Origin of the sequence: uncultured Brachyspira sp. (genome assembly GCF_910578695.1) — a bacterium.
Taxonomy (GTDB): Bacteria; Spirochaetota; Brachyspiria; order Brachyspirales; family Brachyspiraceae; genus Brachyspira.
On sequence record NZ_CAJTQJ010000006.1, the window covers coordinates 1 to 12,378 of the forward strand.

Genomic DNA, 12,378 nt, shown 5'->3' on the forward strand with positions numbered 1-12,378 from the left:
ATATTTTTATTATTATCTATATCCTAATTTCCCCAGTAAGAAGCCTCTGCATAAGTCCTTTCTTCTGCTCTTTACGAAGCTCTAATAATTTTTTAAGATTGTCAATGTCTCCATCTATAAGAGAAAGGAAAGAAGCAATTTTATTTTGTTCTTCGATACCTATATTAGGTACTGTTAAAGTAATTATATCTTTAGCATATACATGCGGTTGAACTCCTCCTATTTGCAAATTGTATATATATTCTTGTATATGATTTAAATAATAATATAAAAAATTTATATTATATTTTTTATTTTCAGTATATAAAACATTGCAGTCAGAAGCCCATATTTTATAATTGTGAAACCAAACATATCCTGCACTTCCAGACGCACTAATAGTTATACAAGGAAAATCATGAGTATATTCACTATGATAATATGCAGGAATTTTTCCACCTGCTATAACAGGAATATTACCTTCTATAATTTTATTTTTACTTATAGCTTTTCCTTTTTCTATAAAAATAATATTTTTTTGTACCAATTCAGATATTTTTATTTCTTTCCACTCATCAGTAAAACCCTCAAACCGCACTTCGCCTGTAAGCACTCTTTGCATTACACCTTTCTTATAAAGTTCTTTTTTATATATAAGTTTATTAAGGTTTTCTATTGCTTCGTCGCATAAGGACAGTACTGAGGCTATGCGTTTTTGTTCGTCTAGGGGTGGAGATATAAATTTACATTCTCCAATTTCACCTAAATTGATTTTTTTAGGAAAGGCTACATGCAATGTTCTTGCATATAGTTCCCTTTGAAAGCTGTACGATTGTATTATATAATATAGATATTTATAATAAATTTTTTTATTTATATTACTAAGTAAACTTATAGTTACATAGTAGGCTAATTCCTCATCTTTAGTAACAATAGCAGGAGTTCCTATATCTCCTATTCTTGTCATAAAAATATCGTTCTTTTTTGCTTTAACCTTATATAAATTATTGTAGTCTTCATTTGATATAAATTTATTACTAGAATATATATTATTAATATTTTCTACACTTATAAATCTAATTCCTTTATTAACATAATTTGGAGTAGTATGTATTCCGTCTTGTATATTGCATATATCTTTTAATTTTACTTCTTGCCAGCCTGCAGGGAGTGAGTGGGTCATTGTTTGGAATCCTTAAATAGATAAAGCATATTCTGGCATAGCATTCCAAGTTCTGCCCTGAAGTAATCTTCCGTTTTTCTTTTTATTTGCACCGCCCCATTGCTTAAAAAAAAATGCTGTATTACTATTTAAACATCTATTTTTTATATCAATAACCCATTCTTCTTTCATAGGTCGTGCATTATACCCTGACTCACCTCCTACTATAGCCCAATCTAAACCATTAGTATCTAAATCTGGTAAAGAAGTTAATAGAGGCTCAAATGAAACAAATTTTATTTTTGAATTAGTTTTTAATAAATCTGATATTCTATAAAGTGAAGCATTATTTTCCACAGTTACACCAAGCCAAATATTGTCAGTTAATTTTAGCTTGCTAGATAGTTTAAGCATATTTTCTGACCTTTTTGTCAGTATTTGAAAAGTATGCTGAGAACATTCATTCATAACATTAAATATTCTTTTTAAAAATTCAAGTGGTATATCTTCATGAAACAAATCACTCATAGAATTTACAAATATCATTCTTGGTTTTCTCCACTTCATCGGAATATTTAATGCTTCCTTATGAATTGTAAGCTCAAATTTATTTATATAATTTTTTACCCCCATAGCATATAGTCTATTAGCCAATTTCTCAGCATAACAATTCTGACATCCTGCACTTACTTTTGTACAGCCTGTAACAGGATTCCATGTAGATTCTGTCCATTCTATATTTGAATTATTAGCCATATTTAACTCCAATAAAAATTAAAATAAATCTAATGTCCTCTGTCCTGAAGATTCTATTTCTTTTATCTTTTTCCAAAAATCAAAACCTCTTTTATTAGCAGAAGCAAATAATAATGAATAAAAATGTTTAACACTTACAGAAGGATCGATATATGTAAAGCCTATCTGTTTTAAATGTTCGCGATAATAATTAAAATATAATTCCAATAGTTTATCATTATTATTATGTTCAGCATACCTTTTTACATCTTTATTATTTAAAAAATCATCATCACCAAGAAATTTTATATATTTATCTCTTGCAGTTGTTAATTCTCCATTAACAAATTTTACTATATTTCTTTTTAAATCCGTACCATAAGCAAAATTAATTATTAAATCTACTTTTCCTAAATATTTTTTTATATTTTTTATAGTTTCAAATGGAACACTGCAATCTGTAGGATCTATTACTAATAAATTTAATGAATTTTCTTTAACCATATTATGACTAATAATATTGATTATATCATCATATTTATAATAGTCAGCAATAAATGCTTTAGATTTATCTTGTTTTCCCAATTTCATAATTCTATTATTTAAAATATTTACAACTTCTTCCTCTTTATCAAAAAATAAAATAGAATTTGCATGTTTGTATGAAGAATGATGCAGTATTGATAAAGCAGTCCCATCATATTCTGTTCCTTCATTTTTATATATACATCTTCCAGGACCAGAACATATTTCTAAATAATTTAAATTAAAAAATTTATTTTTCATTCCATTAAAAAAAATATCAAAATATCTTGTAATATAATATACTTTTTTATATGCCCAATTCCCTACGCATCTTATTTTTTCTCCATCTGTACCAATAACTTCTTTACATAAAGTATTAACTATATTATTTTCATCTTTTTTTAAAGAACATTTATTACATTTTTCTATAGCATTTTTATTTATTTTTTTATTGAAATTTGGTTCTTTTCTATTCATACATAAATCCTGTATATAAGTATAATATATAATTAAATTATTACAATATATAAATCAAAGTTTTATACCCTTCAAAAAACCTTTTTACTTTGCTCTATATAACTTATCTCGTACTAAAAATATTAGTATAAACAATACTTATAATTTATTCAAGCAATTTTTAATAATACTGTATTTACTTAATTAAAAAAATAGTATATATTAGGACTAAAACGGAGTTTTATTATGATTAAATTAATTGAAATGAAAGAAGATAAAAAAAATAAAGATTTTTATAAAAATTTATACAATGAAGCTTTTCCTCCTGAAGAAAGATGGAATTTTGATATGACTTTAGAAAATGAAGATAATAGTAATTATAAATTTTATGCTATATTAGATGATGATGCACCTATAGGCTTAACTCTGCTTTGGGATTTAGATGATTTCAATTACGGAGAATATTTAGCCATAGATAAAAAATTAAGAGGAAAAAAATATGGTTCTGAAGTGATTACAAAAATATTAGAAATTTTAAGCAATAAATTAATAGTTATAGAAGTAGAACCTTATGATTTAAATGAAATTGCTAAAAAGCGTATAGAATGGTATCAGAGATTCGGACTTATACTTTCTGATTATAATTATGATATGCCCTATATAGATGAAAATAAAAAAATATCATCTATTAAAATGAAAATAATGACAAGCATAAAAATAAAAAGCAAAGAAGAGCATGACAATATCATAAAAATAATATATAATAAAGTATATAAGCCTAGATTAGAAAAAATAGATAAATGGAAATCGAATTAATTGAAAGTATTAACTCTTCAAACTATAATGAAGAAATTATAAAAGACTCTTTTAATATTCGTGAAAATTGGAGTTTAAAAGAATATTTAAACAATAAAAAAATCAAAAAAAATCTTTATGACATAAAGAAAGATGATATTCATATAGGCGTTTGTTTATGCTGGATATTGGAAGATTTTTTATATATAGAATATTTTGCAATAGAAAGAAAATACAGATGTTTAGGATACGGCTCTTTGGCATTAAAAGAATTAATGAAAATGCATAGCAATATTATAGTTGAAGTTGTGCCTGAAGATACCAATGATTTAGCATACAGAAGAGTTAATTGGTATAGATCATTAGGATTTTATTTATATGATGAAACATATCCGTATCCTTATTTTCTTGATAATGGAAAAGTTTCATTTTTAGATTTTAGATTGATGTCCTCTAATAAACTTACAAGCTATGAATATAAAAAAGTTATTAATATTATTCATAAGAATATATATAACTTATATTGATTTACTAAAATATTTATATTATTATATAATAAAATATATTGAGGCAGTTAATTATGAATGATAATAAATATTCTCAAAAAATAAAAGAATTAATGAAAGAAATGACTTTAGAAGAAAAAACCTCGCTTCTAAGCGGTAAAGATTTTTGGTCATCAAAAGAAATAAAAAGATTAAAAATAGATTCTATATATTTAACAGACGGACCTCACGGAATAAGAAAACAAAGCATAGAATCAGAAGAATTAAGTTTGCAAAAGTCTATTTCATCAACCTGCTTTCCTGCCGCATGCTGCTCTGCATGTTCATTTGACCCTAATATTATGTATGAAATGGGCGAAGCTATATCAAGAGAGGCAAAGGCAAATAAAGTTTCTGTAGTATTAGGACCTGGTATAAATATTAAACGCTCTCCTCTTTGCGGAAGAAATTTTGAATATTTTTCTGAAGACCCTTATCTTGCTGGAAAAATGGCTAGCGGCTGGATAAACGGTTTGGAAGATAATGGAATACAATCAAGCCTTAAACATTTTGCTCTTAATAATCAGGAAACTTTAAGGCTTATAATAGACAGTGTTATTGATGAAAGGGCATTAAGAGAAATATATTTATATGCTTTTGAAATAGCTGTAAAAGAGGCTAAGCCTTCTACTGTTATGTGTTCTTATAATAGAGTTAATGGAATATTTGCTTCAGAAAATAAATATTTGCTTACAGATATACTTAGAGATGAATGGGGATTTGACGGAATTGTTATTTCTGACTGGGGGGCAGTTAATGACAGAGTTGAAGCTTTAAAGGCTGGACTTGATTTGCAAATGCCTTCTACAAATGGATACGATGATAAAAAAGTTTATGATGCTCTTAAAGAAACTATTATAAAAGAAAATACTATAATAGATGAAAAAATATTAGATAAAACTGTAGAGAGAATTTTATATTTTTATTTATATTCTATGGATAATATTTATGATAATTTTGATTATGATAAAGAAGAACATCATAATATAGCTAGAAAAATAGCGGAAAACTCTATAGTACTATTAAAAAATGAAGATAAAATACTTCCTGCAAAAAAAGAAAGTAAAATTGCAGTTATAGGAGAGTTCGCACAAAAGCCTAGATATCAGGGAAATGGAAGCTCTCTTATAAATGCATATAAAATAGATACGGCAGAAGAATACTTCAAAGAAAATAATTTAGAGTTTAATTATGCAAAAGGATATGATTCAAATTCTCCAAGTATAGATAATGCATTAATAGAAGAAGCAGTAAATATATCTAAAGACAAAGATATTGTAATAATATTTGCAGGCCTTATAAACTCTTATGAATCTGAAGGATTTGACAGAAAACATCTAAACTTGCCTGAAAATCATAATCATCTTATAGAAGAAATTTCTAAAATAAATAAAAATGTAGTAGTTGTACTTTCAATAGGGGCACCTGTTTTAATGACTTGGATTGATAAAGTAAAAGGCGTTATTAATTTATATTTAGCTGGAGAGGCTTCGGTAAGTGCAGCATTTAATATAATATTCGGTATTGTTAATCCAAGCGGAAAATTAGCAGAAAGCTTCCCTTTAAGTTTAGAAGATAATCCAAGCTATAAATATTTTCCGGGAGGAAATAGAGCCGTTGAATACAGAGAATCAATATTTGTAGGATACAGATATTATGATAAAGCTCAAAAGAAAGTTTTATTTCCATTTGGCTTTGGACTGTCATATACAACTTTTGAATTCTCTGATTTAATAATTTCAGATGCCAGCACAATTGCAGGACTCGATAATATACATATAGTTTTTGATATAAAAAATACAGGAGATTTATTCGGATGCGAAGTTGCTCAAGTATATGTATCAGCTCCTGAAAATAATATATTTAAAGCAAAAAAAGAATTAAAAGCATTTATAAAAGTATTTTTACAGCCTAATGAGAAGAAAACCGTTATATTAAAATTGAATAAAAGAAGCTTCTCTTTCTATAATGCAGATACAAAACAGTATGAAATAGAAAATGGAACATATACAATATATGTTGGTAATTCATCAAGAAATTTATTATTAAGCAAAAATATCAAGATAGATTCTGTTAATTATTATAAAAAAAGAATTGATGATTATTTTGATTTTAAAGATATAAATATTTCTGATAATGCATTTGAAGAGCTTTTAGGAAGAAAATTAAATCCTATAAATGTTAAAGCATCTAAACCTTATAATCTTAATAATAATTTGAGAGATTTACTTGATGAAAATAGAGCAAAATACTTTTATAATGAACTTCTATCAAAACTTGATGTTATATTTAAAGATGATAAAACAGACACTAAAAAAATGTTTGAAAGTATGATGCTTGAAACACCTCTTCGTTCTCTATCTACTATGAGCGGCAATATTATTACAAGAGATGATATTGAAAATTTAATAAATATTTTAAATAATAATTAATAAAAAAATAAAAGCAGTGATATTATATCACTGCTTTATTATATTAATCATCAAATTTCTGCCCCATAATTTGTCCGTTTCCAGAAACCATAACTTCCATCATATTATTTAATTTTAATTTATAATTTCCCCATTCTTTTTTAGCTTCAATAACAGCAGCCTGAGGATAAGCATTTTTTACAGCTCTTATAACAGCAGGAGGAAAAGCTGCATCTGGTATAGGAGCATATTCGCTGTCTATATTTTCCCAATCTCCATTATTCAAAAACTCTATAGAAACACCATTAGATAATTTTACATCAAACTTTCTTCCGTCTCTTTCAACTTTAAATATTTGCACATTAGGAAATACTCTTTGTATAAAAGAAGAAGCATTTGCAGGCAAAGCTGAAGGCGGAACTACCATATCAGCAAAAAGATTATATGCTGATAAAATGATTAATGATATTAATAAAACAGATAATTTTTTCATCTTTTACTCTCCTTAAATAATAATATACATAAATTATCTTTACAATTATAAGTATATCACTTTTAATATATTTGTCAATTTTTTTTACAATATTTTTACTATTTTTTTACATTATTTATTATAAAGCATAATAATATGGGCAGAAGATAAACTTCCGCCCTCAATAAATACACTTAAACTAACAAATAATTATATAATTGTACCACTTTTTACTATTGTATTTTTAGGAATTATTACGATACCGTCCCTAATACAATAGAATTCACTATCCTGATGCTGTATCTTCTTTTTATTAGTAATAACAACATCATTACCTATTCTTACATTCTTATCTATAATCACATTTTTAAGAGTACATTTTTTACCAATACCTATTTTAGGAATGTGCTTTGCATGAAGCCTTTCAATATCTTCACTATCCTCATAATAATCGCTTCCCATCATAACAACTTTTTCTAATGTAGAACCGCTTTGAACAACAGAACGCACCCCAATAACACATTCTTTGATAGTGGCATTTTCTATTCTGCATCCGTCCGCTATAATACTTGAAGTTACAGTCGCCTTTTCCACTTTAGAAGGAGATAAATAGCGTACATGTGTATATATAGGAGCTTTTTCATCATAAAAGTCGAAAGGAGGATTTTTACTTCCAAAAGATATATTAGCTTCAAAATAAGCTTTAATAGTTCCTACATCTTCCCAATAACCTTGAAATGCATAGCTGAATACTTTATATTTCTTTATAGCTTCAGGAATAATATCCTTGCCGAAATCTATCATAGATACATCAGCTAATAATTCTTTAAGTACATTTCTTCTAAATACATATATACCCATAGAAGCCAAATATTCTTTATTAGGGTCTTCTATATTAAACATTTTCTTCTGTTCTTCGCTTAACTTTAATGAATTAAGAACTTCATCTTCTTTAGGTTTTTCGTGGAAGTTTGTAATTTGCCCTCTTTTATTAACAAGCATAACTCCGAAACCTTTAGCATCTTCTTTCACAACAGGAACCGTTCCTACAACTATATCCGCCCCTGTTTCAAGCATATGCTGAAGCATAACATTATAATTCATACGATAAACCTGATCGCCTGAAAGTATGACTACATTATTTACAGATTCGCTGTCAAAATGAGAAAGATTTTTTCTAACAGCATCGGCAGTACCTTGATACCAATCTATATTAGTATCAGTCTGCTCAGCTGCAAGTATGCTTACATGACCGCCTGAAAAACTGTCAAATCTATATGCATTATATATATGATTATTTAAAGAAGCACTGTTAAATTGAGTAATAACATATATATTTCTAAATCCGCTGTTTATACAATTAGATACAGGTATATCTATCATTCTATATTGTCCGCCTAAAGATACTGCAGGTTTAGAACGTGCTTTTACTAGAGGATATAATCTTGTTCCTCTTCCTCCGCCAAGTATCAATGCAACAGTATTAAACATTTTCATAAAAACTCCAATATTTTTTTATTATGCTTTAAGAATTTATATACTATAAGTATAGTAAAAAAAAATTGATTTTTCAAGAACTATAATACATTAAAATGCTTCAAAGCCTTATATACTCCGTCATTATCAACATCGTCGGTAATATAATCTGCTATTTTTTTTACAGATTCATTAGCATTACCCATAGCAATTCCCAAAGCAGAATGCTCTATCATACCTATATCATTACCGCCGTCGCCGAAAGCCATAGTTTCATCTAAATTAATGCCGAAATGCTCTATAATTTTATCTATGCCTATATCCTTGCCACTATTTTTCGGATTAATATCAGCAAATGAAAAATGCCATCTGCTGGATTTAGAATTTTTCAAGACATTATCCATTAAGTATTTTTCTTTATTCTCATCTGTAAAAATATTAAGCTGCAAAATATCATTATAATTATTCTTTATATAATCATCTAAATCTACAGTTTTTGGAATTTGAACATTAGCCATACTATAAAGATGCTTAATAGTATCATCTTGATAATTAATAAACATATCATTATTAGTTATAACAGCACATGGAATTTTATCAGTTTTCAAATAATCATTTAAAGAAAATAAATCATTCTTATCAAAGGTTTCTCTATATATTTCTTTAATATTTCCATTATCATTAATGAAACAGCTGCATCCGTTTATAGTTATATAACCGTCAAATTCTAAATCATCTAAATTATCTATTAAAAATAAAGCTCTGCCGCTTGCTATAAAAACTTTTATGCCTTTTTCTTTTAATAATCTTATAGCCTCTTTAGAAGAATCGGCAACTTTATGAGTATTAAAACTCACTAAAGTACCATCTATATCAAAAAATACTGCTTTTATCATTTTATAAATACCATTTTTAATTAAATATGAACTCTATTCTTATAATAAAAAAATTAATTAAGACATATTATTTAATGCTTCTGCAACAGCATTAGCAAATTCCCTTGAAGAGCTAGGACCATCAGCGGTTATAATATTTCCAGAAACAACAACATTATCTTTCAAAACATTTGCATTTCCATGCCTTACATGAGATTCATCTGCTGAAAGACATGTAACATTAATACCTTCCAATATCTTAGCATTAGCCATAATTACAATACCGCTTCCTATACCTGCAACTATTTTTTGATTATCTAAAAACAATTTAGCAAGCCCCTGAGTACGCCAATCGTCCCATAAAGTTATGCATCCTATTCCTCCTATAAATACAACAGCATCAAATTCAACAGCATCAACTTCGCTAAATAGTAAATCTATATTTGTCATTCCTCCCAATTTACCCTGAGCTGCACCTATATAAGTAGAAGATACTTTTGTTTTATATCCCAAAGACTCAAAAATTTTTTTGCTTTCAAAATATTCCTCATCTTGAAAATTCTGCCCTGACATAACATATAAAATATTATTATTTTTTTCCATACTCTATATCTCCAATATTCATAAAAAATCATTATATCATAAGCCGCAATTTGCATCATAATTATTTTTATTCAAAATGGCAAGTTCATAAGCCTTAATATATTCCTTAGCACTTTTCTCCCAAGAATTATCTATTTTCATACCTCTTTTCTGCAAGCTTATAAATCTGTCCCTATGATCATAATAAACACTAACAGCCCAGCCAATAGTATTATATAATGCCTGAGGATTGGAATCATAAAATTTAAATCCTGTACCTTCTCCTGTTTCTTCATTATAATTTTCAACAGTATCTTCAAGTCCGCCTGTAGCATGAACTATAGGCAAAGTACCATATCTCAAAGAATACATTTGATTAAGTCCGCAAGGCTCAAATAATGAAGGCATTACGAATAAATCACAGCCTGCCTCTATTAAATGCGACAATTCATTATTAAAACCTATATAAGAACCTGCTTTTGAAGGATATCTCTTAGGCAAATCTCCAAAGAAGCTTTCAAGTCCCTTATCTCCTGTACCAAGTATGCAGAATTGAACTTTCATATTATTAATCAAAGAATCAATAATAGAAGCTATAAAATGATACCCTTTTTGATCAACAAATCTTCCTACAGCACCTATCAACACTACATCATCATCTTCTTCAAGTAAGAATCTCTTCTGCAGCTCTTTTTTGCATATTTTTTTGCCTTTCATATCATCTGCAGAGAAATTAGCAGGTATCAATTTATCTTTTTCAGGAGACCAAATCTCTTCATCAATGCCATTAAGTATGCCGAAGAAACTTGTAGTTTTATTTTGCAAATAAGGCGCCATACCATATCCGCCGTAAGGAGAAGAAATTTCTTTTGCGTATGTAGGGCTTACAGTTGTAACCACATCAGAAAAGAATATTCCGCCTTTAAGTAAATTTATATTGCCATGATCCTCAAAAGTATCATGACTGAAATTATTCCAGCCCAAGCCTAAATAATCATAAGTTGAAGCAGCATTATATATGCCTTGATAATTAGCATTATGTATAGTAAGTACGCTTGCTGCATGTCCTATTTCATCATTCCAATGCCAAGTTTTTATATAAGCAGAAATAGCTGCTGTCTGCCAATCATTAGCATGTACAATATCCACATTAAGCTGCAAATCTTTACATAACTGCAAAGCAGCCCTTGAAAAGAAACCAAATCTCCAAGCATTATCCTGATAGTCATTAAAAGCAGCATCATGATAAAGTCCTTCTCTGCTGAAAAAACTATGATGTTCTATAAAATAAAAATCTACTCCGTCTTTTGTTGTTTTGAATACTGAACACCATTCTTCGCCGCTTCCCATCCATACTCCCATAACAGGAAGTATATTCTCTAAATAACAATCATAAAAATTAATATCTCTGTATTTTGGAAGCACTACAAAAGCTTCTGCACCAAGTTTATTTAAATATATAGGCAAAGCACCAACAACATCAGCAAGTCCCCCTGTTTTTATAAATGGTGCAGCCTCAGATGATGCTATCATAACTTTCATTTTGGACATATAAAACTCCTAAAAATTGGAATATACTTTTAAATATATAACTTTATTTAAAAACTTCAAGTATAATTATAATTTTATAATATTATTATAATAAAAAGTTTAGTAAAAATAAAAGAATTTTTTTATATAAAATAGATTTTATATAAAAAATAGATTCTCTCTCTATATATATAAAATAAATTTTATATTATAAATAAAAATCATATACTAATTTCCAATATCTCTAAAACCTTATCTCCTGCAGGTACTTTTATAGTAACAATATCCCCAACCTTTTTTGCCAATAACCCTTTAGCAATAGGCGTTACTATTGTTATTTCATTTTTGCTCATATCAGCTTCCAATTCGCCTACTATTCTATATTCAAAAACAGCATTCCTATTTTTATCTTTAACTTTTACTTTTTTACCAAAAGTTACAGTATCTTTATCCAAATTAGCAGGATCTATTATTTCACAGCCTGCTAAATCACTCTCTAACTTTGAAATTTGTGCATTCAATAATCCTTGCTTCTCTTTAGCGGCATGATACTCAGCATTTTCTTTTAAATCGCCTTTCTCTCTGGCTTCTGCAATAATAGCAGGTAAAGTTTCAAATTCTGCTTTTAAATCTGCAAGTTTTGATTTAGCTTTATCATATCCTTCTTTTGTTATTGGTTTTGCCATTTTTAATATCCTTAAAATTAGTAATTTTGATATTATAAACTATTTTCAAATATTTACAAATAAAAAGATTAATCTATAAAAATAAAAAAATAATATTAATAAAAATATATTTATGTTCTTAAAAATTAATTTTGCATAAATTATTAAGA

12 protein-coding genes are annotated in these 12,378 nt (G+C 27.5%); 3 read left to right on the forward strand and 9 right to left on the reverse strand.

From position 1 onward, the window contains the following. Positions 1-16: 16 nt before the first annotated feature. The 3 genes from QZ288_RS03155 to tcmP are packed head-to-tail and all read right to left on the reverse strand — an operon-like array spanning position 17 to position 2,878. Positions 17-1,162, reverse strand: a complete 1,146-nt coding sequence (locus tag QZ288_RS03155) for a restriction endonuclease subunit S (RefSeq protein ID WP_295154868.1) — start codon at positions 1,160-1,162, stop codon at positions 17-19. Positions 1,163-1,174: 12 nt separating this feature from the next. Then, positions 1,175-1,897 carry a phage Gp37/Gp68 family protein gene (locus QZ288_RS03160; RefSeq protein ID WP_295154870.1) on the reverse strand — a complete coding sequence of 241 codons (723 nt, stop codon included), beginning with the start codon at positions 1,895-1,897 and terminating at the stop codon, positions 1,175-1,177. Positions 1,898-1,915: 18 nt separating this feature from the next. Then, positions 1,916-2,878 carry a three-Cys-motif partner protein TcmP gene (tcmP, locus tag QZ288_RS03165; protein ID WP_295154872.1) on the reverse strand — a complete coding sequence of 321 codons (963 nt, stop codon included), beginning with the start codon at positions 2,876-2,878 and terminating at the stop codon, positions 1,916-1,918. Between the two features lie 225 nt (positions 2,879-3,103). Here tcmP and QZ288_RS03170 point away from each other — a divergent pair, with 225 nt between their 5' ends. From QZ288_RS03170 to QZ288_RS03180, 3 genes are read left to right on the forward strand one after another with little or no spacing between them, the layout of a single operon-like run. Further along, on the forward strand, positions 3,104-3,673 hold the full coding sequence (locus tag QZ288_RS03170) for a GNAT family N-acetyltransferase (RefSeq protein ID WP_295154874.1): 570 nt from the start codon (positions 3,104-3,106) through the stop codon (positions 3,671-3,673). Next, a complete protein-coding gene (locus tag QZ288_RS03175; RefSeq protein ID WP_295154876.1) occupies positions 3,658-4,179 on the forward strand; it encodes a GNAT family N-acetyltransferase in 522 nt (173 codons plus the stop codon). The genes QZ288_RS03170 and QZ288_RS03175 overlap by 16 nt, the downstream gene beginning before the upstream one ends. A 53-nt stretch (positions 4,180-4,232) precedes the next feature. Beyond that, on the forward strand, positions 4,233-6,629 hold the full coding sequence (locus QZ288_RS03180; RefSeq protein ID WP_295154878.1) for a glycoside hydrolase family 3 C-terminal domain-containing protein: 2,397 nt from the start codon (positions 4,233-4,235) through the stop codon (positions 6,627-6,629). A gap of 43 nt (positions 6,630-6,672) precedes the next feature. Here QZ288_RS03180 and QZ288_RS03185 read toward each other — a convergent pair whose 3' ends face one another. From QZ288_RS03185 to greA, 6 genes are all read right to left on the reverse strand, one after another. After that, positions 6,673-7,101 (reverse strand): PepSY-like domain-containing protein, encoded by a 429-nt coding sequence (locus QZ288_RS03185; RefSeq protein ID WP_295154880.1) that lies wholly within the window; start codon positions 7,099-7,101, stop codon positions 6,673-6,675. A gap of 189 nt (positions 7,102-7,290) precedes the next feature. Then, positions 7,291-8,577 (reverse strand): glucose-1-phosphate adenylyltransferase, encoded by a 1,287-nt coding sequence (locus QZ288_RS03190; RefSeq protein ID WP_295154882.1) that lies wholly within the window; start codon positions 8,575-8,577, stop codon positions 7,291-7,293. Positions 8,578-8,657: 80 nt separating this feature from the next. Further along, positions 8,658-9,452 (reverse strand): Cof-type HAD-IIB family hydrolase, encoded by a 795-nt coding sequence (locus QZ288_RS03195; RefSeq protein WP_295154884.1) that lies wholly within the window; start codon positions 9,450-9,452, stop codon positions 8,658-8,660. Between the two features lie 57 nt (positions 9,453-9,509). Next, a complete protein-coding gene (locus QZ288_RS03200; RefSeq protein ID WP_295154886.1) occupies positions 9,510-10,034 on the reverse strand; it encodes a DJ-1/PfpI family protein in 525 nt (174 codons plus the stop codon). 36 nt (positions 10,035-10,070) lie between these two features. Beyond that, a complete protein-coding gene (glgA, locus tag QZ288_RS03205; protein ID WP_295154888.1) occupies positions 10,071-11,564 on the reverse strand; it encodes a glycogen synthase GlgA in 1,494 nt (497 codons plus the stop codon). Between the two features lie 200 nt (positions 11,565-11,764). Next, the gene (greA, locus tag QZ288_RS03210; protein ID WP_295154890.1) at positions 11,765-12,229 is read right to left on the reverse strand and encodes a transcription elongation factor GreA; all 465 of its coding nucleotides are present in this window, start codon (positions 12,227-12,229) and stop codon (positions 11,765-11,767) included. Between the last annotated feature and the right edge of the window lie 149 nt (positions 12,230-12,378).